Source organism: Bradyrhizobium sp. LA6.1 (assembly GCF_040547805.1).
GTDB lineage: Bacteria > Pseudomonadota > Alphaproteobacteria > Rhizobiales > Xanthobacteraceae > Bradyrhizobium > Bradyrhizobium barranii.
Genome location: NZ_JBEPQK010000004.1, coordinates 169,519 through 191,930, shown reverse-complemented (window position 1 = coordinate 191,930; position 22,412 = coordinate 169,519). Strand labels below are relative to the sequence as shown.

Here is a 22,412-nt window from a genome sequence, read left to right as displayed (position 1 = left end):
GATCCGACGGATTTTTCTCGCAAATTTTTTCCGCAGCCCTGTCGGGGCGGGGCATATTGGATCGTCTTAAAAACAAGCGTTCAGGAAGGTGCTGCCCATGCTTTATGCGATCCTCTGCTATCACGACGAGGACTTCGTCGGCTCCTGGAGCAAGGACCAGGACGAGGCCGTGATGAAGAAGCTCGCCGTGGTGCAGGACAAGCTCACACAGCAGGGCCGGCTCGGTCCGGTGGCGCGGCTGCTGCCGACCACGGCGGCGGCGACGCTGCGCAAGGAAGACCCGCCGCTGGTGCTCGACGGCCCCTATGCGGAGACCAAGGAGCAATTGCTCGGCTTCTACATCGTGGATTGCAAGAACCTCGACGAAGCCCTCGACGTTGCGCGCGACCTCGGTGCGGCCAATCCCGGCGGCGCCTATGAGGTGCGCCCCGTCGGCGTATTCCGGCCCGGAGGAATTTCGACGTGAGCGAGGCCGACACCGCCTGGATCGAGACCGCGCTGACCTCGGCGCGACCCCAGGCGGTCGGCGCGCTGCTGCGCTATTTCCGCGATCTCGACACCGCCGAAGAGGCCTTCCAGAACGCCTGCCTGCGCGCGCTCAAGACCTGGCCGCAGAACGGGCCGCCGCGCGATCCCGCGGCCTGGCTGATCATGGTCGGCCGCAACGTCGCCATCGACGAGGTCCGCCGCGCCCGCAAGCAGCAGCCGCTGCCGGAGGACGACCAGGCCATCTCCGATCTTGACGACGCCGAGGGCGCGCTCGCCGAGCGGCTCGACGGCTCGCACTACCGCGACGACATCCTGCGGCTGATGTTCATCTGCTGCCATCCGCAGCTGCCGGCGACCCAGCAGATCGCGCTCGCGCTGCGCATCGTCTCCGGCCTCACCGTGAAGCAGATCGCGCGCGCCTTCCTGGTCTCGGAAGCGGCGATGGAGCAGCGCATCACCCGTGCCAAGGCGAAGGTCGCCGAGGCCGGGGCGCCGTTCGAAACGCCCGGCGCGGTCGAACGCTCCGAGCGGCTCGCCGGCGTTGCCGCAATGATCTACCTGATCTTCAACGAAGGCTATTCGGCCAGCGGCGACACGGCGGAGATCCGAAAGCCGCTGTGCGAGGAAGCGATCCGGCTGGCGCGGTTGCTGCTGCGGCTGTTCCAGAGCGAGCCGGAGATCATGGGGCTCACGGCGCTGCTGCTGTTGCAGCATGCGCGCAGCGCCGCGCGCTTTGCCTCGGACGGCGCGGTGATCCTGCTCGACGACCAGGATCGTACGCTGTGGAACGGCAACATGATCGCGGAAGGCCTGGCGCTGATCGACAAGGCGATGCGCCATCGCCGCAGCGGCCCCTATCAGGTCCAGGCCGCGATCGCCGCGCTGCATGCGCGCGCGTCGACGCCCGAGGAAACCGACTGGACGCAGATCGACCTGCTCTACGGCGCGCTCGAAGTGATGCAGCCTTCGCCGGTGGTGACGCTCAACCGCGCGGTTGCGGTCTCCAAGGTGCGCGGGCCGCAAGCGGCGCTCGAGCTGATCGAGCCGCTGGCGCCGAAACTCACCAACTACTTTCATTTCCACGGCGTGCGTGGTGCCTTCCTGATGCAGCTCGGCCGTAACGACGAAGCCCGCATCGCCTTCGACCACGCCATCGCACTCGCCAATACTTCGGCGGAAGCCGCCCATATCCGCATGCATATTGATCGCCTGATCCGGGACAGCCAGCCGAAGGGCGCCAATGGCGGCGCCAGGCAGGGCGCAAAGGCAAAGTGACGGCCAAAAATTTCGTCCCGCCGATTGTCGGCTCCCGCCGTTCCCCTTCGTCTTAATTCCATATCCAGGGAGCCACTCATGCTGAAAGCCATTGCCATCATCGCCGTCGTCCTCGCCGTCGGCATAGCCGCGGTCCTCGTCTTCGCATTGACAAAACCCGATACGTTCCGTGTCGAGCGCTCGCTCGCCGTGAAGGCGCCGGCCGATGCGATTTATCCGCACGTTGCCGATTTCCATTTCTGGATGAGCTGGTCGCCCTATGAGGATCGCGACCCCGGCATGAAGCGGACCTTCGGCAGAACCGCGTCAGGCAAGGGCGCGACCTATGCCTGGGACGGCAACAATAATGTCGGCGCCGGGCATATGGAAATCCTCGAGGCGAGCACGCCGTCGAAGCTTCGCATCAAGCTTGACTTCGAGCGCCCGTTCGAAGGCCACAACACCGCCGAGTTCACCTTTGTGCCGCAAGGCGATGCCACATTGGTCACATGGGCGATGTACGGTCCGGCGCCGTTCATGTCCAAGGTGATGCAGGTGTTCATCAACGTGGACAACATGATCGGCAAAGACTTCGAGGCCGGCCTCGCCAGCCTGAAGAAGCTCACCGAGAAGTAACGAGGCTTGCTGCCCCAAGGAGCAGCCAAGGAATCGCCAAGAAAACGGAGAGGAGAGAAACGATGATCAATGCCTATCTGTTCTATCAGGACACCTGCGAAGCGGCGTTCAACTTCTACGCCAAGGTTTTGGGCGGCAAGATCGACGCCATGATGCGCTCATCGGAAGCGCCGCCGGACATGCCCGCCGCGCCCGGCCGCGAGAAGATGATCATGCATGCGCGGATGTCGTTGCCCGACGGCAGCGTGCTGATGGCCTCCGACGCGCCACCCGAGCATTTTCAGAAAGCCCAGGGCTTTTCGGTCTCGCTCACGGTCACGGACCCCGCGGATGGCGAACGCAAGTTCAACGCGCTCGCCGACGGCGGCACCGTCACCATGCCCTTCAGCAAGACGTTCTGGGCCAAGGGCTTTGGCATGTGCGTCGACAAGTTCGGCATTCCCTGGATGGTGAACTGCCCGGCCGAGGGCATGTGACGGGCGCGTCGGCCTGACACGCCAAGCCGCGATCCCACTCCCGTTGTTACGGGAGTGGGTCACTCATGCCGTCGTCATGTCATACGGCTGATCGCCGCGTGCTCGCTCACCGGAGCGATCCGGTCGCGTCATCGCTTGGCGGCGGCGATTCAACGCAGCGAGGGCAGATCACGAGTTTCGTGCCAAGCTGCCTGTCGTTCTCCGCCTCGATTTCGTCATGGACCACCCACCACGCCTCGGAGAACGGGCGCAAGGTGCCGAGCACTCTTTCCCGCTCCTGATTGGGATTGTCCTGCGCCGGCGCCGGGTTCGCGGCGCGCCGCTTTGTGACAGAGGAGCGATGAGGGGCCTGGTTCGGATCCCGGCCGAGGCCGTCCCATGCGATCGGTCGGCGCTCCTGCGCCGGCGCCGCCGCGCATCCGAGGAGCGCTGCGCAAAAAGTGAGCAAGACGAAGCCGTGACGCAGCATGCCGGACCCTTGGTGCGGTACGCGACACGCAAACTCCGCATGCGGAGCCTTGCATCGCGCCGGTTAAATGGAACCTAAGGGAAACGACGTGGCCGCCATGGCCCAATATGGAATCGTGCTCTCGCATCACATTGCGAGAGCAGTGAGGCCGCTTCGTGAAATCATGCGGATCGCATCGCACAACAACTGGCGAAATATTAGGCTGTAAACTCCACGACAGAATCGCTAATAATTTCTTCATAAATTCTACAAACTGGGGTGGGCGTAACTTGGGAAGGGAGCGACCGATGGCAGCGGCGCTACAAATCAATTTTGCACTTTGGGGTATGCTCATCTGCGCGACCTTGGAATTGGCGCAGACCATCCAGAGGCTTTACTAGGCCCGACGAAATGCGTGACCGGCGCAATTTCGCCGTCGCGCTTGCCTGCTAGCTCACCAGCAACGCGATGAGCGTGAAGCTGACGCTCGCGATCACGATCATCGAGAGGATGTAGTTGCGCGGCCGCGCCGTTCGCGCACGCGGCGGTCTCCGCCGCTGGAGTGGCTCGCTCGCCTGCCATGCGAGCTCCGACGGCGCGAGCGCAGCCTCTGCGCCCGAGCCGATATATTTCACATAGAGCTCGAGCAGCCGCAGCTCGGACGGCAGGTCCATCAGGCCCTCGCGGTGGCGCCGCGACAGCAATTCGAATTCGACGGTTTCCTGGGAGCTCAACTGGCCAAGGACAATGCGTCCCTGGTCCGACAGGCGGTAGTGAAAATCGATGGGCTGCACGGCCTGCGACCGGTTTGAAAATGTGTAATCTTGAAAAAGCGGAACGATCCTAGTCTGTGACCACTGCTGAGATTATGACGGCCCTGCAGCCATCGTGACCCGAGCGGCCTCAATCTGGACGGGACCATCATAGACGGTCCGGAAGAGCCGCAAACCGCGTAAATTGGGCAGGCATTGCCAAGCGGTTGAGCGGATTTCGTGTCCGGATCGTCCGAATTTTGCAAAACTGCCTAATCGCCGGACAGCGGCGGATGCAACCGGTCACATCGCTGGCGGCCGCCTGTTGCTCAGCGGCAGCGCGGATAGATCGCCGCAAGGTCGCGGCCCTTCAGCAAAAGCAATCTGGACGAGAGGCCACCGTGCCGGCTGATCCAGTCGCGCACCGGGCCGGGATAGGCCTGCAGCACCGCGTCGGAGGCTTCGGGCTCGGCATAAAAACGCCCACGCCGGTCGACCGAACGCGCCGCGTGGAAGCCGAGTACCGCGCGTTTGGTGACGCAGATGCGCTCGCCCGGCACGATGCTGAGCACCAGCGTGCAGGCGGACAGGCACGGACCGTCGATCACCACGCGCTCGCCGCTCTCGCGCACCTGCTCGAACAGGTCGAGGAACGGCCCGACCTCTCCGCCCGGCGACTGGATGATGCGGATTTCGGCCATGGCGAGGGTGGTGGTAAAGAGCGCAGATGCGAGCATCCAGGCACCCACAAAGAACATGCGTCGCATGGAGCACTCCACAAGCTCGATCCCGTAGGGTGGGCAGAGCGTAGCGTGCCCACCAACGGCATCGCAAATCTGAAGGGAAGGTGGGCGCGGCGCTTGCGCGCCTTTGCCCACCCTACGACGTTCACGCGTTCCGCCGTTCGCCGCGCAGCGTCGGCAGGCCGATGCCAGCCGCATCGAAGCCGCCATCGACGGCCAAAATTTGGCCGGTGATGTAGCTCGATCGTTCCGAGCACAGGAAATAGATCGCTTCGGCGAGTTCCTCCTCCAGGCCGTAGCGGTTGAGCGGAATGGCGTCGTGATAGTCGGCGCGGATCTCCCTGGTGTGCACCTGCTTCGCCATCGCGGTGTCGACCGGCCCCGGCGCGACCGCGTTGACGCGGATGTTGAGCGAGGCGAGCTCGACCGCGAGCTGCTTGGTCAGGTGCGCAAGGCCCGCCTTGCTGGTGCCATAGGCCGAACGCAGGGTCGAGGCGCGCACCGCCGAGATCGAGGTGACGTTGACGATGGCGCCGCCGCCTTGCTCGCGCATCAGCGGCGCGGCCGCCTTGGTGCACAGGAACGGGCCGGTGAGATTGACCGCCATGATCCTGCTCCAATCGGCGTCGCTGGTCTCCAGCACTGGCGCGAACACGGCGACGCCGGCGTTGTTGACGAGAGCATCGAGCCGACCGAAGCGGCTCATGACCGCCGCCATTGCAGCTCCCACGGCGGCCGCGTCGGACACGTCGCAGGTGATTGCCAGCGTGTTATCGGGATTCTTCAGGGCCGCCGCCGCGCCCGCCTGCAGCTCCCCCTCGATATCGAGCAGCGCGACGCGCCACCCTTCGGCCAGGAATTTCTTGGCCGTCGCCAGCCCGATGCCTCGCGCGGCTCCGGTGACGAGGGCGACGTTTTGTGAGGCCTGCGGCATTTGCTAATCTGTCCTGTGTTCGAAAGGGCGCGCACGAGCGCCGGCTCCTTTTACTTCGCTTTCGTCCCGGCAAGAAGGGCTCCAGGCCATGCTCATCGATCCCAGCACGATCCCGCTCGAGGAATGGCGGCCAGGTGTGAAGACCCGCATGGTGACATCCGCGCGCAACGGCGCGACCGCGCTCTGCATCTTCGAGCAATGGGTCGATCCCGGCGCCGGCGCGCCGACGCACAGCCACACGGTCGAGGAGGTGCTCACCGTGCGGGCGGGCGAGGCGGAGATGTGGATCGAAGCCCGGCGTATCACGGTGACGGCCGGACAGGCGCTGCTGGTTCCCGCCGGCCGCAAGCACGGTTTTCGCAATTCGGGAGCGACCATGCTGCATGTGCATGCGGTGTTGGCCTCGCCGGTCTTCGAGATGCTGCCGGAAGGGGCGAGTGAAGCGACGCGACGCTGGGAGCGGTAGGATAAGGACGTCGGTCCCTCTCACCGTCACCCCTGAGGTGGCCGCTTCTTCAGCGGCCCTCGAAGGATGACGGGGATCGTGATAAAGTGAGAGCTTACGCCAGCTCCGCCGATGCGCGCTGCATGTTCGACGACATGTCGGAGGTCACGATGCTCTGCTCCTCGACCGCAGCCGCGGTGGAGGCGATGAACTCGTTGACGCCGGCGATCGCGGCCTTGATCGCGGTGAGCGAGCTCGCAACGTCGCCCGAGATGGTGTTCAGCGCGTCGATTTCGGAGGTAATCGTGTCGGTGGCCTGCTTGGCCTGGCTGGCGAGGTTCTTCACCTCGGAGGCGACCACGGCAAAGCCGCGGCCCGCTTCGCCCGCCCGCGCCGATTCGATCGTGGCGTTGAGCGCAAGCAGGTTGATCTGACTGGTGATGCCCGAAATCATCTCGACGATGCCGCTCATGGCCTGGGCCGCTGCAGTCAACTTCTGAGCCTGACCGTCCGCGGACTCGACCCTGGTGGTCGCGACCTTGGAGGTCTCGCGCGATTTCGCCATGGTCTCGGAGATCTCGCGGATCGAGGCGCTCATCTGCTCGCTGCCGGCCGCGACCGCCTCGATCAGCCCGCGCGCATTGTCGGCCTTCTTGCGGCCGATCGCCTGCGCGGTGATGTCGGTGGCGTATTTCACCACCTTGTAGGGTTTTCCGTTGAGATCCAGAATCGGATTGTAGGACGCCTGGATCCAGATCTCGCGGCCGCCCTTGGCGATCCGCCTGTATTCGGCGGCCTGGTATTCGCCGCGGTTGAGCGTCTCCCAGAACTGGCGGTAGGCCGCCGAATTCCTCTCGTTCGGCTCGACGAACATGGAATGGTGCCGGCCCTTGATCTCGGCCAGCGAATAGCCCACCGCCTTGAGAAAATTCTCGTTGGCGGTGCGGATCGTGCCGTCCATGTTGAACTCGATCACCGCCTGCGACTTCCGGATCGCGGCGAGCTGGCCGTCATTGTCGGCGGCCTTCATCTTCTGCGCGGTGATGTCGGTTGCGAACTTCACCACCTTGAACGGCTTGCCGGTCTCGTCGAGGATCGGGTTGTAGGTCGCGAGAATCCAGATCTCCTTAGCCCCCTTGCCGAGTCGCTTGTACTCGGCCGCCTCGAACTCCCCGCGGTTGAGCCTGGCCCAGAATGCGGCATAGGCCGAACTCGCGCGGTCCTCGGGCGTCACGAACATGCTGTGATGCTTGCCCCTGATCTCGTCGAGCGAATAGCCCATCGCGCCCAGGAAGTTCTCGTTGGCGGTGACGATGGTGCCGTCCATGTTGAACTCGATCACGGCCTGCGCGCGGTTGATCGCGGCGATCTTGCCGGAGTCTTCCATGGTCTTGATCTTGTACGCCGTGATGTCGGTGGCGAACTTGATGAAGCTGACCACCTTGCCGTTCTTGTCCAGCAACGGGGCGTAGGAGGCATGAACCCAGACTTCCTTGCCGTTCTTGCCGAAGCGCTTGTATTGCGTGGTCTGGAATTCGCCGCGGTTCAGGCTGGCCCAGAAGTCGCGGTAGCGGGCGCTCTCGCGCTCAGTCGGGCTGACGAAGATGCTGTGATGCTTGCCCTTGATCTCGGCGAGCGAATAGCCGCTCATTTTCAGAAGGTTCTCGTTGGCATCGAGGATGGTGCCGTCGAGATCGAATTCGATGACGGCCTGCGAGCGATCGAGGGCGTCGACTTCCGCGAGCGCGTGCTGGATCCTGGCCTTGCTGTTGAAATTGAACACTTGAAGGTCCCCGGAATGGTTCAACTATGCGTCGGCCCAGCTGCAATTGGCCTTCTCGAAAAAGTTGCATGCACGCGTTGATCAACTGTAAACCCTTGCAGCAAGCTGCGCGGTCTCCGTAGTTCCGCGTGCGCTGGCCATGTTGTTCTGCTTTCGAAGATTCTCGTCCTATATGCACGGCGGTGGACATAGTCGGTCCGTACTCGTACGGACCCGCCTCGCGATATTTTCGCATCGTCTCTGTTGAAATTCGGCAAGCAATGTCGGGGCACGCGTTCGTGCATCGTCTTCAAGAGGATCTTCTCTGCGGAGACCATCAATGCCTGACGACCGCGAGCGCCTGATTCGAGACCTCTTCGCAGCCTATCTCGGCAACGACCGGCAACGGGTCGCCGACGCACTGGCCGACGATTTCCGCTTCACCAGTCCGTTCGACGACAACCTCGACAAGGCGGCCTATTTCGAGCGCTGCTGGAAGGACACCGGCTGGATCGCGCGGCACGACATCGAGCGGGTTTTCGTCCGGGGCGACGAGGCCTTCGTCACCTATCTCTGTCTGGGGACAGATGGCAGAAGCTTTCGCAACACGGAGTTCTTCACCTTTTCCGGTGGCAAGGTCCGCCGCATCGACGTCTATTTCGGCGCTGCCCGGAAGGATGGGCGTTTCCTGCCGCAGCCGCGCTAGCGGCCGGCGCAATGACCTCCGGAATAATTTTCATCACCCTGTCGGTTCCGTAAAGGTTGGTTCGTCTTAGAGGTAAGGGTGGGCGGCCCGAGCCGCCGCTCCCGTCCTTCGGGGGTGGCGCCGCGCCGCGCAAACCCGAAACGACAAAGCAAACAAGGACTGCTCATGCGATTCATGATGCTGATGATTCCGCTCGGCTACGAGACCGCGCCGCCGGACGTGCAACTCGATCCCGAACGCGTCGCCGCGATGATGCGCTACAACGAGGCGCTGAAGGATGCCGGCGTGCTGATCACGCTCGACGGTCTGCACCCGCCGTCGATGGGCGCGCGCGTCTCGTTCGCGACCGGCGAGCCCATCGTGACCGACGGCCCCTTCGCCGAAGCCAAGGAAGTCCTTGGCGGCTACTGGATGATCGAGGTTGCCTCGCGCCAGGAGGCGATCGCCTGGGCGAAGAAGTGCCCGGCTTCCGCCAATGAAGTCATCGAGATCCGGCAGGTGCAGGAGATGGCCGACTTTCCGCCGGAGGTGCAGGCAGCCGCCGCCGGTTTCGACGATCTGAAGACGTAGCCGAGACGGCCGCGGATCAACTCGCGGCTCGTCAATCCATCATCCATCAACAAAGGAGAGAACCAATGAGCACTGATACCTATCTCGCCGTTTTCCTCGGCAGCAAGTCCAGCCCGCAATGGGCCGCATGGAACGCGATGTCCGAGACCGCGCGGAAGGCGAAGGAGCAGGAGGGCATGGCGGCCTGGAAAGGCTGGGTCGAGAAGCATCAAGGCGCGATCCAGGCCATGGGCGGCCCTCTCGGCAAGACCAAGAAGGTCGACGGCAAGGGCGTCGCCGACATCGCCAACGAGATGGGCGCCTTCACCGTGGTCCGCGCCGCGTCCCATGAGGCCGCAGCCAAGATGTTCGAGAACCACCCGCACTTCGCGATCTTCCCCGGCGAACGCGTCGAGATCATGCCGGTGCTGCCGATTCCCGGCGGCTAGGCCGTGTCATTCCGGGGGCGCGCACACGCGAGCCCGGAAATCTCGAGATTCCGGGTTCGGCTCGTCGAGCAGCCCCGGGTCGAGCCGCCCCCGGAATGACGAGTTGGCCGGTTAATCAAATCCGGCCTGCGCTAGTGACTTCACGCCCGGCTCATGTAAAAGCTGTTCACATGAGCTGGCGTAAGGACCAGGGCCGCACCGAGCGCGGCTATCACCACGGCAATCTGAAGGAAGCCCTGTTGCAGGCTGCCCTCGGGCTGATCGCCGAGAAGGGCGCTGCCGGCTTCACCTTTGCCGATGCCGCGCGCATGGCCGGCGTCAGCGCGGCGGCGCCTTACCGGCATTTCCGCGACCGCGAGGAGTTGCTGTCCTCGATCGCGCAGCGCGGCTTCGAGCAGTTCGAGCAGCGCCTGACCGCGGCCTGGGACGACGGGCGCCCGGATACGGTCACGGCGTTCGAGCGCGTCGGCAAGGCCTATCTCGCCTTTGCCCGCGAGGAGCCTGCCTTCTACAACGCGATGTTCGAATCGGGCGTGCCGGTCGATTCAAATCCGGCCCTGCAGGCCGCCAGTGAACGCGCCTTCAACATCATTCGCGCCGCCGCCGAGCGGCTTGCGGCGCTGGCGCCGCCCGGCACGCCGCGGCCACCGGCCATGATGATGGCGCTGCACATCTGGTCGATGGCGCACGGCGTGGCCTCGCTGTTCTCACGCGGCGACGCCGCGCGGCGAAAACTGCCGATGTCGCCGGATGACCTGCTCGAAGCCGAGGTGCTGATCTATCTGCGCGGCTTGGGCTTCCCGACCGACCGCCGTCCGCCGGCACGAAGCGCCGAGCCGCCGCCGGTGCCACCGGAGGCATCCTCCGGTTCTGGCCTGCCGCCCGGCGGCCCCTGGGGCAAGCCGAAATAAAATTGCGCAAATAATTCGGCGACCCTGTCAGGCGGCCGGCTTGACAAAATCGCGGGATGGTCTAGCTATGTAAATGTTATTTACATTCACAACGGCGCTGGTGCCGTGATGGAGATGGAAATGGCCTACACCGCTGATGTCAATCGATGGCGCGGTTCCTCTGACGAACGCTATGAGCGCCCCCACATGCTCGATACGCCCTGGCATCCCGGCTGGATCGCCGTGACCATCCTCGGCTTCATCATCTGGTGGCCGATCGGACTTGCCCTTCTCTTTTTCACACTCGGGAGCAGAAAAATGGGTTGCTGGAGCCACCAGGATCGCTGGCAGAACAAGATGGAGCGGATGCAGTACAAGATGGACCGCATGCGCGGCCGCATGGAGCGCCGTGGTTTCGGCTTCGGCTTCGGCCCGCCCTCGAGCGGCAACCGTGCCTTCGACGAATACCGCACCGAGACGCTGCAGCGGCTCGAGGAAGAGCAGGTCGAGTTCAGGAACTTCCTCGACCGTCTGCGTCACGCCAAGGACAAGGAAGAGTTCGACCAGTTCATGGCGCAGCACAAGACGCGCCCGACCCCGCCGCCGACCGACCAGCCGCAGGGCTGATCTAAAACGGCTGATCCGGGGTCTGCCTCTCAAAGCCTTCAGGCGCATGCCCCCAAAGTCCTGATGGCCCCGAGCCGCCCGCCTGCGCAACCCGCAGGCGGGCGGTTTGGTTTTTGGGGGACCAGAACCAACTGCCGGCGAACCGACACCAAGACTTGCGCGTGCCACCTCAATCCGCCGCGCTGCTGGACGACGCGCATCATGGACCTCTACACCCGCCTGCTGCTTGCCGTGACCGCCCTGGCGGTGCTGGGCTACATCGGCTTGGTCTATGGCAGTTGCGCGTCCGATCCCGATTGTCATTTTCGCCTCTGCGCCGGCGGGCGTGCGTTCTGCGGCGTTGATCACGTACATGTGCAGGATCGGTAGAACCTGATCCGCACCACGCCCGACCAAGCCCTGACGCCGCATCTCCCACGCGCTGACGGGTACGACCATGACCAATGCCGGACGCAAAGAGATCAGCCACAGCATCGCGCTCCTTGAGCGCGCCTCGGCGCTGTTCGACCGGTTCGGAAACATCGTGCCGGTGGCGATCGCGTTCCTCAATGGATGGCCGACGGAAGTCCAGCTCTATCCGCAGTGGCAGCTCGGCGAATCCTGGCGGTTCTTTCTCAGCCTTTATCTCTATTGGTTCGCCTCGTACGCACTCAGCCGCGCGGTCTCGTTTGCAAAGGGGAGCATCGCCCCATGATCCTGCTCCGCGATGTCGCGCTCTTCGTCCTGCCGGTGCTCATCGCGGCGGGCGGCTGGCTCTACGCGCTCAGCCTGCGCAAGCGGGCCCGGCCCGGTCTTGAGGGCGAAAGCAAGCGCGTCCCGGCGGCGTGACTGGCGCCCCGACCCGGACCGCCTATATTCGCCTTCACAAGAGTGGGCGGACCGGAGGCGACAATGGCGGAAGCTGCGATCACGGCGAGCGACGGCCTCTGGCAACAGGTCCGCAGCGAGGCGCAGCGCGCGGCCGATGCCGACCCCGTGTTCGGCATGGCCCTTGCGCGTGCCATTCTCGCTCATGATGATTTTGCCGCCGCTTTGGCCGATTTGATCGGGCAGCGGCTCGGCAGCGGCACCACCGGGCGCACGCGCTTCACGTCCTATTCCCGCGACGCCTTTCAAGGCGAGCCAGACCTGATCGAAACCGCCAGCCGAGATTTGCAGGCCATCGCATTGCGCGATCCCGCCATCACCGACCTGCTGCCGCCGCTGCTGCATTACAAGGGCTACGTCGCGCTGCAAGCCTGGCGCGTCTCGAACTGGCTCTGGCGTCATGACCATCGCGACGCGGCGCTGCTGTTTCAGAACGAGGCGTCCAACCTGCTGCAGATCAGCATTCATCCGGCCGCATCCATTGGATCGTCCGTCTATCTCGACCACGCCACCGGCATCGTGATTGGTGCGAATGTGGTGATCGGCGACGAGGTCACCATCCTCCAGAGCGTCAGCATCGGCCGTCGCGGTGAATTGCCGACGCGTTCGCCGCGCATCGGCCGCGGCGTCTACATCGGTGGCGGCGCGACCATTCTCGGTGACATCAATATCGGTGATTTCGCAAAGATCGGTGCCGGCGCTGTTGTGACCGGTGACGTGCCCGCTGGCTGCACCGCGATCGGCAATCCCGCGCGATTGACCAATTGCCCCGAACCTGCCTCGGCGGCTTGACCCCATCAACCTTCGGAGAGTTGCAATGAAGACGGCAATCGTGATCGGCGTTGGTCCGGACCGCGGGCTCGGAGCCCGGCTTTGCAAGCGCCTTGCGGCCGATGGGCTCAAGGTGATCGTCGCGGGCCGGACGCTGTCTGCCTTGCAGGCCGTTGTCGACGACATCACGAAGGCGGGCGGCGCAGCCGTACCCTTCGTTGCTGATGCGACCAGGGAGGGGGACATCGTCGCGCTGTTCGATGCCGCCGGCGACAACCTCGACCTCGCCATCTACAACGCCGGCAACAACACGCCCGGCAAGATCATCGAGATGGAGGCCGACTATTTCGAGAACGCCTGGCGCGTGGTCTGCTTCGGTGGCTTCCTGTTCGGCCGCGAGGCGGTGCGGCGCATGGTGCCGAAGAAGACCGGCACGCTGCTGTTCACCGGCGCCAGTGCCTCGCTGCGCGGACGCTCCGGCTACGGCGCCTTCAACTCGTCCAAGGCCGGCCTGCGCACGCTAGCGCAGGCGATGGCCAAGGAATACGCGAGCGACGGCATCCATGTCGGCCATGTCGTGGTCGATGGCGCGATCGCCGGCGACAAGATCTTTTCACGATTCCCGGATGCGGCCGGCCGCGAGGACAGTCTGATCGACATCGATGGCATCGTCGATGCGTTCGCCTTCCTCTATCGCCAGCCCGAGCGCGCCTGGTCGTTCGAGCTCGACGTGCGAACCTCGAAGGAGAAGTGGTGAGGGGCGCGACTGCCGGGCAGAGCTCCCGTAGGGTGGGCAAAGCGACTTGTCCGCCGTAGCTCGAAGAGCGAAGGCGGAAGCGTGCCCACCTCGACCGCTTCTACAGAAGCGGTGGGCACGGCGCTTCGCGCCTTTGCCCACCCTACGCGTTGTCTCAATACCCGGCGGCCAATCCCGAGTTTCGGCGTGGATCGTTCGCACCGTAGTAACGATTATTGCCGACTTGCTCGCCGTTCAGCGACGGCGCGCCGACGATGATGACCGCGAGATGGTTGGCCGGTTGCGGCAGTCCGAATTTGTGGCCCATGCCTTCCAGGATCTTGCGCGTGTCTGGTGACAGCGCATAGTCCTCGACATTGGTCATATCAGGCAGCCATTGCTGGTGGATGCGCGGCATGTCGACGGCTTCCTGCGCGTTCATGCCGTAGTCGATCGCATTGATCATGGTCTGCAGGACCGCCGTGATGATGCGGCTGCCGCCGGGCGTGCCCACCACCATGACGGTCTTGCCGTCCTTGGTGACGATGGTCGGGCTCATCGAGGACAGTGGACGCTTGCCGGGAGCAATCGCGTTGGCCTCACCCTGCACCAGGCCATACAGGTTCGGCACCCCGACCTTGGCCGTGAAGTCGTCCATTTCGTCGTTCAGCAGCACGCCGGTCTTGGCCGCCGTCACCTTGGCGCCGAACCAATCGTTCAGCGTGTACGTCACCGATACCGCGTTGCCGTCCTTGTCCGCGATTGAATAGTGCGTGGTGTTGCTGCCCTCGTGCGGCGCGACGCCCGGCTTGATGTCCTTGGAGATTGCGGCCTTGTTCGGATCGATCACGGCGCGGATCTTGGTCGCGTAATTCTTGTCGAGCAGGCGGTCGAGCGGATTCTTCACGAAATCCGGATCGCCGAGATAGCTGTTGCGGTCCACGTAGGCATGCCGCATGGCCTCGATCTGCACGTGCACGGCCTGCGCGGAATGGTAGCCCAGCTCCTTCAGAGGGTAGCCCTCCAGGATATTCAGGATCTCGCAGATGACGACGCCGCCCGAGCTCGGTGGCGGCGCGGAAATCACGTGATAGCCGCGATAGTCGCATTCGACAGGTGCGAGCTCGCGCGTCTTGTAGCCGTCGAGGTCGTCCTGCGTCAGCAGGCCCTTGCCGGCCTGGCTCGATGCCACGATGGCGCTGCCGACCCAGCCCTTGTAGAAGCCGTCGGTGCCCTTGCTGCTGATCTCGCGCAGGGTTTTCGCCAGTTCGGATTGCAGCAGTCGATCGCCCACGCCGAACGGCTGGCCGTTGTTGAGGAAGATCGCGCTCGATGCTGGATCGTCCTTGAAATCGTCGGTTGCCGAGCGCAGCAGGTCGATGTCCCCCTGGTCGAGTACAAATCCCTGTTCGGCGAACTGGATCGCGGGAGCGAGCAGGTCGGCGCGCTTCATGGTGCCGTATTTTTCGCGCGCATATTCCATGCCCGAGACGGAGCCTGGCACACCCACAGCCAGATGCCCCTTGGTCGAGATGCCCTTGATGACGTTGCCATCCTTGTCGAGATACATATTGGCCGTCGCCGCCTTGGGCGCGGTCTCGCGGAAATCGAGGAAGGTCTTGCGGCCGTCGGCGAGTTGGATCGTCATGAAGCCGCCACCACCGAGATTGCCGGCGGCCGGATAGACGACGGCCAAGGCATAACCGACGGCCACAGCGGCATCGACGGCATTGCCGCCGCGCTTCAGCACATCGACACCCACCTGGGTCGCCAGATGCTGCGCGGACACCACCATGCCGTTTTGCGCGGCGACCGGTGCGACCGACGCCGCGCGCGCGGCGCCGAACGTGACGAGGCTGACCGATATGATCGCGGCGGCCATCCACCGCACATTGGTTTGTGGTTTCGGCACTGGACGCTCCTCAGGCTGGGCCGGTGATGCCGGCACGTTGTTGTCCGCGAGCGCAGCCTATCAGCTCGCGCCCGCCGTGAGATGCGAGATGGAGCATGTGGTCGTGGTGTAGCTGTGGCCACGCTAAGCTCCCTGCGATTTCGGGGTGGGCAGGGGAGGAGGTTCCAGAAGGGGCATCCGTTGTGCCCGGTGTCGTAGTGCCACGAGTCCCACTGCGCTCCCCCCTTGCGGGGGAGGGCGGGGGAGAGGGGTAGCGCAGGAAAAATTGCTCGTTGCGTGCGTCCGATTTCATCACGGCGGGAGTCCCCGTGTGGTACCCCTCTCCCTAGCCCTCCCCCGCAAGGGGGGAGGGAACCGACCTCGCCCGGAGCGGGCGGCTCGAATACCTCGGCAGGCACGTAGCGCCTCCCCGCGGCAAAGCGGCCAACCGCCTGCGCTGCCTACCTTTCCGGCAGCCAAATTCGGCCGTGGTAACCGCACGTTAACCATCGGCGGGCTCTGGTAATTGCGGACAGTCGTGCCCGGAGCCGTGCTCGAGGCCCATAGTTTTGACATCTTGGCAGGGAATGCAGGCGGCCGGCTTTGGACGAGCCCCTGTACCCCAGTAAAGACAAGGCTTTGAGCGGGCTTGCCGGCCGCGCCGGTGCTAGCGCGGCTGTTGGGGAACCGGCAGCCATTTGCTGGCCGGAGAGGTCAGGTAAATGATCGCCTTGAGAGGATACTGCTTATGAATCCGGCCGACGTGGCTCAGTCAGCCCTTCCGGTTGCCGCTTCCGCGGACGTGTCGCTGATTGCGCTGTTCTGGCAGGCTCACTGGATCGTGAAAGCAGTGATGCTGGGGCTTCTCGCCTGCTCGGTCTGGGTTTGGGCCATCGCGATCGACAAGATCTTTCTTTACGCGCGCACGCGGCGCTCGATGGACCGGTTCGAGCAGGCCTTCTGGTCCGGCGAGTCGATCGAGGAGCTTTATCGCACGCTCTCGGCCAAGCCGACGCATTCCATGGCGGCCTGCTTCGTCGCCGCCATGCGCGAATGGAAGCGCTCGTTCGAGAGCCACGCCCGCTCGGTCGCGGGCCTTCAGATGCGCATCGACAAGGTGATGAACGTCTCGATCGCCCGCGAGGTCGAGCGGCTGGAACGCCGGCTGCTGGTGCTCGCCACCGTCGGCTCCGCCGGCCCCTTTGTCGGCCTGTTCGGCACGGTCTGGGGCATCATGTCGAGCTTCCAGTCGATCGCGGCATCGAAAAATACCTCCCTGGCGGTGGTCGCGCCGGGCATCGCGGAAGCGCTGTTTGCGACCGCCGTCGGCCTTATCGCCGCCATTCCTGCCACTATTTTCTACAATAAGTTCACTTCCGAGGTGAACCGGCAGGCCCAGCGGCTGGAAGGTTTCGCCGATGAATTTTCCGCCATTCTGTCGCGTCAGATCGACGAGCGGGGCTGACGGACGGCATGTATAGTGTGAGGGGCAATTTGGGCACTCGATCATGGCGATGAACGTAGCTAGTTCGTCCGGAGGCGGCGGGCGCCGTGGCCGGCGCAAGCCCGTCGTGGCCGAGATCAACGTCACGCCGATGGTGGACGTGATGCTGGTGCTGCTCATCATCTTCATGGTGTCGGCTCCGATGTTGACGGTCGGTGTGCCGCTCGACCTGCCGCAGACCCAGGCCAAGAGCCTCGAAAACAACGATCAGAAGCCGATCCAGATGTCGGTCGACATCAAGGGCAAGGTCTTCATCAACGACGCCGAAATCGCGATCAACGAGTTGATCCCGAAGCTGAAGGCGATCACGGACGCGCGCGGCGGGCTCGAGGAGCGCATCTATCTTCGCGCGGACAAGAAGGCGGATTACGGAACGGTGGCCAAGGTCATGGGCCTGTTGTCCGGCGCGGGCTTCAAGAAGCTGGCGCTCGTGACCGAGGCGGATCAGGGGTAAACCGGTGAAGGTGAACGTCGACAAGACACTCGTTGCGTCGATTGCCCTCCACGTCCTCGTGCTTGGATGGGGACTGGTCACCTTTAGCAGCAAGGCCTTTGTCGCGGAAGAGTCGCTTCCGATCGACATCATCTCCACCGATCAGCTTGCGCAGATGATGTCGGGGCAGAAGACCGGCAAGAAGGAAGAGCCGAAGCCCAAGGTCGAGAAGATCGCGGAAGCCAAGCCCGAGGAAGACGCCGTCGGCAAGGTCACCGAGAAGAAAGAGCTGATCAAGACCAACTCGACGCCCGAGCCGCCGCCGAAACCCGTCGAGAAGCCGGTCGAGAAGAAGCCCGAGCCGCCCAAGCCCGTTGCCGAGGCCAAGCCGAAGGAAGAGCCGAAGCCGCAGGAAAAGAAGCCTGATCCGGCCAAGGAAGATCCGATCGCCGAGCTCCAGAAGAAGCTGGAGACCAAGAAGCCTCCGCCGAAGCCAGTCGAGCAGAAGGTCGCGGCGGTGCAGCCGCAACAGCAACCGAAGCCCAAGGAGCGCAGCTTCGATCCCGCGCAGATCCAGCGCGACCTCGACAAGCGCGCGGCGACCCGGCACGAGCTCTCCGGCGCGGCGCTGAATGCGTCGGCTGCGCTGGGATCGACGACCGGGACTGCTGCCAACAACGTTGCGACGTGGGGAGGCGCGTTCACGAATGCGGTCCGGCGCTGCTTCACGCCCACCTATAACGGGCAAGACGCCGAGCAGTACGAGGCTGACATCGATATCCCGATGAAAATCGACGGCTCGCTTGCGTCCGAGCCGGTTATCGTCGCGGTTCGCGGCCCGTCTCGGTCGATTGCTCAGGCGGTGGCGGAGAGCGCCAAGCGCGCCATCGTGCAGTGTCAGGTCTATTCGTTCCTGCCGAAGCAGCAGTATGACACCTGGAAGACCATTCCAATGCGCTTCGGCCTGAAAGATATGTTGTGACATCCGAACAAAAGAATTTTGCGATGAATGACGTCCTATCGATGAACCGCCGCCGCTTCATGACGCTCACAGGATCGGCGCTCGCGACGCTCGGGGGCGGACATGCCCTGGCCCAGGGCCAAAAGCGGCTCGAACTCAATCCAACGGAGTTTCGGCCGATCCCGATCGCGATCTCCAACTTCGTGCCGGGCTCGCCCGCCGACGGCGACGTCAGCAACGGCGTCACCCAGGTCATCACCAACAATCTGAAGCGGTCGGGCCTGTTCGCACCGATCGACCAGGCCGCCTTCATCGAGCGCATCAGCAACATCGACGTCGCGCCGCAATTCCAGAACTGGAAGACCATCAACGCCCAGGCCCTTGTCACCGGCCGCATGACGCGGGGGCAGGACGGAAGGCTCAAGGCGGAATTCCGCCTGTGGGACGTCATCACGGGCCAGCAGCTTGCGGGCCAGCAATATTTCACCTCGCCGGAATATTGGCGCCGTATCGCCCACATCATCTCCGACCAGATCTATGAGCAGATGACCGGCGAAAAGGGCTATTTCGACAGCCGTGTGGTGTTCGTGGACGAGACCGGCCCGAAGGAGCGTCGCGTCAAGCGGCTCGCGATGATGGACCAGGACGGTGCCAATGTGCGCTATCTGACCCGCGGCTCCGACCTCGTGCTGACGCCGCGCTTCTCGCCGAACTCGCAAGAGATCACCTACATGGAGTTCGGCCAGGGCGATCCGAAGGTCTATCTCTTCAACATCGAGACCGGCCAGCGCGAGATCGTCGGCAATTTCCCCGGCATGACCTTCGCGCCGCGCTTCTCGCCGGACGGCCAGCGCGTCATCATGAGCTTGCAGCAGGGCGGCAATTCGAACCTGTTCGTGATGGATCTGCGCTCGCGCTCGACCACGCGCCTCACCGATACGCCGGCGATCGACACCTCTCCGTCCTACTCACCGGACGGCACCCGCATCTGCTTCGAGTCCGATCGCGGCGGCAGGTCGCAGATCTATGTGATGGCCGCGGGCGGCGGACAGGCGCAGCGCATCTCCTTCTCCAAGGACGACACCAACGCCACCTATTCGACGCCGGTGTGGTCGCCGCGTGGCGATTACATCGCCTTCACCAGGCAGGGCGGCGGGCAGTTCTCGATCGGCGTCATGAAGCCGGACGGCTCCGGCGAGCGTCTGCTCACCTCGGGCTATCACAACGAAGGGCCGACCTTCTCGCCGAACGGCCGCGTGCTGATGTTCTTCCGCGATCCCGGCGGCAGCGGCGGGCCGTCGCTGTTCTCCGTCGACATCTCCGGCCGCAACGAGCTCAAGGTGCCGACGCCGGGCTTCGCCTCCGACCCGGCATGGTCGCCGCTGCTGTCCTCGACACCCGGCTAGAGCGCTTGCGAGCGAAGCGGATACAGGTTCGCGTGAAACATCGGGGCTAAGACATTGCGCGTTCAGACGCGCGATGTTTTCGAAAAAACATGCCGATTTTTTCGGGGTTTGGTGCGGGACGCAAGCTTTCCTTCACCTTGTGCCCGGCAACGCTTGCCTAGTTGCTTGATATTTCAGCGGAAACATGTTCGCTATTGCCGAAAAACAACTCGACTTTAACGATGTTCCCTCAGAAAGGCTTCATCAGGTCTGGGTAAAAGTACGCGCCAAACAGGACGCGTAACAAGCCGATGCAGCTGGCCGACCAGAAGCAGAGCGATCGAGACGAGCTGGAGCCGATACTCTACGCCGCTCTCATCAACTCTATGGTGCAGAATTTCTGGGCGATTTTCCTGGGCTCGGCCTCCGCGGCCGTGGCCGCGGTCATGACTGCGCTGAAGACAGGCGATGTCTGGCTGTGGCCGCTCGCATTTCTGCTGATCGCGATCGGCACCGCGCGCGCGTTCCAGATGCGCGGATACGAAAACCGCACGCACCCACTGTCGTTCGAGGAAGCCAAGCACCTGGAGCCGCGCTACTGGCTCGGCGCGCTCAGCTATGCGGCGGTGCTCGGCCTGTGGTCCTTCGTCGTCATCTACAACAATGACGATCCGATTGCCGACATGCTCTGTGTCGCCATCGGCATCGGCTACACCGCGGGCGGCGCCGCCCGCAATTACGGCCAGCCCCGGGTGATCCAGTGGCACGTCGCGCTCGCCTGCGCACCGATGTCGCTCGCGCTGCTGCTGCATGGCGGCTTCTACCACATCGGGCTCGCCGTCCTGCTCGTGTTCTTCTTCGTCGGGCTGAAGAACATCAATCTCAGCCTGCATGCGATCTTCGTCAAGGCGCTGACCTCGAGCTTCCGTGAGTCCGCGCTGGCAAGCCAGTTCGACACCGCGCTCAACAACATGCCGCATGGCCTGTGCATGTTTCGCGCCGACGGCCGCCTTGCGGTGATGAACCATCGCTTCGGCGAGCTGATGGCGTTGCCCGAAGATCTGGTCAAGCGTGGCGCCACCGCTGCCGACATCGTGTCAGCCTGTATCGCCGCCGGCTCCATCTCGGCGGAGAGCGGCAAGCAGATCCTGGCCGAGATCGAGCATGCGCGGATCTGCGAGATCGTCACCACCGATCCTGACTCTTCGCGCGGCCGCGCACTCGCCTGGACGTTCCAGCCGATGACCGGCGGCGGCACGGTGCTGCTGCTGGAAGACATCACCGAGCGTACCAACGCGGAAGCCCGGATCACCCATCTCGCCCGCTATGACGAGCTCACGGCGCTGCCCAACCGGGTCTCGTTCCGCGACGAGATCGAACGGTTGCTGGCGATCTCGCACGACGCCGAGCGCCTCTCGGCGCTGCTGTTCGTCGATCTCGACCAGTTCAAGCAGGTCAACGACACGCTCGGCCATCCCTGCGGCGACCAGCTCCTGTGCGCGGTCGCCAACCGCCTGCGCGAGATGCTGCGTCCCGAGGATTTCGTCGCCCGCTTCGGCGGCGACGAGTTCGTCGTGTTCCAGCAGAACATCAGCTCCGCCGAGGATGCCGCGAGCCTCGCCCGCCGCATCGTCGAACGCCTGAGCGAGCGCTATCGCATCGACAATCACCTGGTCGAGATCGGCGCCAGCGTCGGCATCGCGCTGACCTCGCCGGACGGCGACGTCAGGGCCGACACGCTGCTCAAGAACGCCGACATGGCGCTCTACCGCGCCAAGGCTGACGGCCGCGGCACCTTCTGCTTCTTCCGCGACGAGATGGCGGCCACCGTCGAGGCCCGCCGCATTCTCGAGCTCGACCTGCGCAAGGCGCTGGCCAACGAGGAGTTCGAGCTGTTCTACCAGCCGCTGGTCAATCTGAAGTCCGGCAAGATCACGACCTGCGAGGCGCTGCTGCGCTGGAATCATCCGGTGCGCGGCACGGTCTCGCCGGTCGACATCATCCCGGTCGCCGAAGACATGGGGCTGATCGTCGATCTCGGCCGCTGGATCCTGCGCCGCGCCTGCATGGAATGCATGAAGTGGCCCGACGGCGTCAGCGTCGCCGTCAACTTCTCGCCGCAGCAATTCCACCAGCGCGACGTGCTCAGCGAAATCCGCTACGCGCTCGAGGTCTCGGGGCTGCCGGCCCACCGGCTGGAGATCGAGATCACGGAGTCCTCGCTGCTTCGTAACACCCAGCTCACCCACGACACGCTGTCGCAACTGCATGCGCTCGGCGTGCGCATCTCGCTCGACGATTTCGGCACCGGCTATTCCAGCCTCAGCTATCTGCACAATTTCCCGATGCAGAAGGTGAAGATCGACCGCTCCTTCCTCGAGGGCATCGACACCGACCGGCCGCTGACGCTGCTGCGTGGCGTGGCGCGGCTGTCGGCCGACCTCGGCATGGCCGTGGTGGTCGAGGGCATCGAGACCAATGAGCAGCTCGAGTTGATCAGCGCAGACGGCACCGTCTCCGAGGCGCAAGGCTATCTGTTCAGCCGTCCGGTGCCCGCCGTGCGGATGCGCCAGCTCCTCAACGCCTCGCATGGACGGCGCGGCGAGGGCCTGCTCCAGGTTGTCAGCTCACGCTCCTTCGCCTGAGTCCACATCCAGAAATTGCACGTCGTTTCAGGTAGTTGCTGAACCGACCGTAGTGCTAC

Annotated in this window: 26 protein-coding genes; 20 read left to right on the top strand and 6 right to left on the bottom strand. The window is 64.1% G+C overall.

Features of this window, described 5'->3' with window-relative positions; all coding sequences use genetic code 11:
* The first annotated feature begins 97 nt into the window (after window positions 1–97).
* The 4 genes from ABIB99_RS11485 (at window position 98) to ABIB99_RS11470 (ending at window position 2,855) form a co-directional block, all read left to right on the top strand.
* The gene (locus tag ABIB99_RS11485; RefSeq protein ID WP_063981079.1) at window positions 98–466 is read left to right on the top strand and encodes a YciI family protein; all 369 of its coding nucleotides are present in this window, start codon (window positions 98–100) and stop codon (window positions 464–466) included.
* Entirely contained in the window at window positions 463–1,764 is a 1,302-nt protein-coding gene (locus tag ABIB99_RS11480; RefSeq protein WP_354175851.1) for an RNA polymerase sigma factor, read from the top strand. Before ABIB99_RS11485 ends, ABIB99_RS11480 begins: the two co-directional genes overlap by 4 nt.
* 78 nt (window positions 1,765–1,842) lie before the next feature.
* The gene (locus ABIB99_RS11475) at window positions 1,843–2,379 is read left to right on the top strand and encodes an SRPBCC family protein (protein ID WP_354175850.1); all 537 of its coding nucleotides are present in this window, start codon (window positions 1,843–1,845) and stop codon (window positions 2,377–2,379) included.
* A 62-nt stretch (window positions 2,380–2,441) separates the two neighbouring features.
* Complete coding sequence (locus tag ABIB99_RS11470) at window positions 2,442–2,855, top strand: VOC family protein (protein WP_028161093.1); 414 nt, start codon at window positions 2,442–2,444, stop codon at window positions 2,853–2,855.
* A 106-nt stretch (window positions 2,856–2,961) separates the two neighbouring features.
* Here the strand turns inward: ABIB99_RS11470 and ABIB99_RS11465 are convergent, their stop codons facing one another.
* From ABIB99_RS11465 to ABIB99_RS11450, 4 genes are all read right to left on the bottom strand, one after another.
* On the bottom strand, window positions 2,962–3,324 hold the full coding sequence (locus ABIB99_RS11465) for a hypothetical protein (RefSeq protein ID WP_063981083.1): 363 nt from the start codon (window positions 3,322–3,324) through the stop codon (window positions 2,962–2,964).
* Between the two features lie 428 nt (window positions 3,325–3,752).
* Window positions 3,753–4,097, bottom strand: a complete 345-nt coding sequence (locus tag ABIB99_RS11460) for a hypothetical protein (RefSeq protein ID WP_063986089.1) — start codon at window positions 4,095–4,097, stop codon at window positions 3,753–3,755.
* Between the two features lie 287 nt (window positions 4,098–4,384).
* Complete coding sequence (locus ABIB99_RS11455) at window positions 4,385–4,813, bottom strand: hypothetical protein (protein ID WP_502917498.1); 429 nt, start codon at window positions 4,811–4,813, stop codon at window positions 4,385–4,387.
* A gap of 130 nt (window positions 4,814–4,943) precedes the next feature.
* Window positions 4,944–5,732, bottom strand: a complete 789-nt coding sequence (locus ABIB99_RS11450) for an SDR family NAD(P)-dependent oxidoreductase (RefSeq protein ID WP_354175847.1) — start codon at window positions 5,730–5,732, stop codon at window positions 4,944–4,946.
* 88 nt (window positions 5,733–5,820) lie between these two features.
* Between ABIB99_RS11450 and ABIB99_RS11445 the strand changes: the two genes are divergently transcribed.
* Window positions 5,821–6,198, top strand: coding sequence for a cupin domain-containing protein (locus ABIB99_RS11445; RefSeq protein ID WP_247302363.1), 378 nt, complete (start codon window positions 5,821–5,823; stop codon window positions 6,196–6,198).
* 94 nt (window positions 6,199–6,292) lie between these two features.
* On the opposite strand, the gene ABIB99_RS11440 is transcribed toward ABIB99_RS11445, so the two are convergent.
* Entirely contained in the window at window positions 6,293–7,960 is a 1,668-nt protein-coding gene (locus tag ABIB99_RS11440) for a methyl-accepting chemotaxis protein (RefSeq protein ID WP_354175846.1), read from the bottom strand.
* A gap of 319 nt (window positions 7,961–8,279) precedes the next feature.
* Here ABIB99_RS11440 and ABIB99_RS11435 point away from each other — a divergent pair, with 319 nt between their 5' ends.
* The 10 genes from ABIB99_RS11435 to ABIB99_RS11390 all read left to right on the top strand — a co-directional run bounded on the left by ABIB99_RS11435 (window position 8,280) and on the right by ABIB99_RS11390 (window position 13,555).
* Window positions 8,280–8,645 carry a nuclear transport factor 2 family protein gene (locus ABIB99_RS11435; RefSeq protein ID WP_354175844.1) on the top strand — a complete coding sequence of 122 codons (366 nt, stop codon included), beginning with the start codon at window positions 8,280–8,282 and terminating at the stop codon, window positions 8,643–8,645.
* A gap of 165 nt (window positions 8,646–8,810) precedes the next feature.
* On the top strand, window positions 8,811–9,215 hold the full coding sequence (locus ABIB99_RS11430) for a YciI family protein (RefSeq protein ID WP_071909736.1): 405 nt from the start codon (window positions 8,811–8,813) through the stop codon (window positions 9,213–9,215).
* 65 nt (window positions 9,216–9,280) lie between these two features.
* Window positions 9,281–9,643 (top strand): hypothetical protein, encoded by a 363-nt coding sequence (locus ABIB99_RS11425; RefSeq protein ID WP_354175843.1) that lies wholly within the window; start codon window positions 9,281–9,283, stop codon window positions 9,641–9,643.
* Between the two features lie 170 nt (window positions 9,644–9,813).
* Window positions 9,814–10,554 (top strand): TetR/AcrR family transcriptional regulator, encoded by a 741-nt coding sequence (locus tag ABIB99_RS11420; RefSeq protein ID WP_063981090.1) that lies wholly within the window; start codon window positions 9,814–9,816, stop codon window positions 10,552–10,554.
* A 120-nt stretch (window positions 10,555–10,674) separates the two neighbouring features.
* Window positions 10,675–11,160: a DUF2852 domain-containing protein gene (locus tag ABIB99_RS11415; protein WP_028152211.1), complete on the top strand. Its 486-nt coding sequence runs from the start codon at window positions 10,675–10,677 to the stop codon at window positions 11,158–11,160.
* A gap of 201 nt (window positions 11,161–11,361) precedes the next feature.
* Entirely contained in the window at window positions 11,362–11,529 is a 168-nt protein-coding gene (locus tag ABIB99_RS11410; protein WP_144030761.1) for a hypothetical protein, read from the top strand.
* 67 nt (window positions 11,530–11,596) lie between these two features.
* Complete coding sequence (locus tag ABIB99_RS11405) at window positions 11,597–11,854, top strand: hypothetical protein (RefSeq protein ID WP_354175842.1); 258 nt, start codon at window positions 11,597–11,599, stop codon at window positions 11,852–11,854.
* Window positions 11,851–11,988, top strand: coding sequence for a hypothetical protein (locus ABIB99_RS11400; protein ID WP_187387923.1), 138 nt, complete (start codon window positions 11,851–11,853; stop codon window positions 11,986–11,988). The genes ABIB99_RS11405 and ABIB99_RS11400 overlap by 4 nt, the downstream gene beginning before the upstream one ends.
* 63 nt (window positions 11,989–12,051) lie before the next feature.
* Complete coding sequence (locus ABIB99_RS11395; protein ID WP_354175841.1) at window positions 12,052–12,819, top strand: serine acetyltransferase domain-containing protein; 768 nt, start codon at window positions 12,052–12,054, stop codon at window positions 12,817–12,819.
* A gap of 25 nt (window positions 12,820–12,844) precedes the next feature.
* Window positions 12,845–13,555 carry an SDR family NAD(P)-dependent oxidoreductase gene (locus ABIB99_RS11390; protein ID WP_354078636.1) on the top strand — a complete coding sequence of 237 codons (711 nt, stop codon included), beginning with the start codon at window positions 12,845–12,847 and terminating at the stop codon, window positions 13,553–13,555.
* Between the two features lie 154 nt (window positions 13,556–13,709).
* Here ABIB99_RS11390 and ggt read toward each other — a convergent pair whose 3' ends face one another.
* The gene (ggt, locus tag ABIB99_RS11385) at window positions 13,710–15,416 is read right to left on the bottom strand and encodes a gamma-glutamyltransferase (protein WP_354176200.1); all 1,707 of its coding nucleotides are present in this window, start codon (window positions 15,414–15,416) and stop codon (window positions 13,710–13,712) included.
* A gap of 757 nt (window positions 15,417–16,173) precedes the next feature.
* Here ggt and tolQ point away from each other — a divergent pair.
* The 5 genes from tolQ (at window position 16,174) to ABIB99_RS11360 (ending at window position 22,353) form a co-directional block, all read left to right on the top strand.
* Window positions 16,174–16,890, top strand: a complete 717-nt coding sequence (gene tolQ / locus ABIB99_RS11380) for a protein TolQ (RefSeq protein WP_014492404.1) — start codon at window positions 16,174–16,176, stop codon at window positions 16,888–16,890.
* Window positions 16,891–16,933: 43 nt separating this feature from the next.
* Window positions 16,934–17,383, top strand: coding sequence for a protein TolR (gene tolR, locus ABIB99_RS11375; RefSeq protein WP_028152217.1), 450 nt, complete (start codon window positions 16,934–16,936; stop codon window positions 17,381–17,383).
* A gap of 4 nt (window positions 17,384–17,387) precedes the next feature.
* Window positions 17,388–18,344: a cell envelope integrity protein TolA gene (gene tolA / locus ABIB99_RS11370; protein WP_166080000.1), complete on the top strand. Its 957-nt coding sequence runs from the start codon at window positions 17,388–17,390 to the stop codon at window positions 18,342–18,344.
* A gap of 41 nt (window positions 18,345–18,385) precedes the next feature.
* Window positions 18,386–19,729, top strand: a complete 1,344-nt coding sequence (tolB, locus tag ABIB99_RS11365; protein WP_049807612.1) for a Tol-Pal system beta propeller repeat protein TolB — start codon at window positions 18,386–18,388, stop codon at window positions 19,727–19,729.
* A 290-nt stretch (window positions 19,730–20,019) separates the two neighbouring features.
* A complete protein-coding gene (locus ABIB99_RS11360; RefSeq protein ID WP_028152220.1) occupies window positions 20,020–22,353 on the top strand; it encodes a putative bifunctional diguanylate cyclase/phosphodiesterase in 2,334 nt (777 codons plus the stop codon).
* Window positions 22,354–22,412 lie beyond the last annotated feature (59 nt).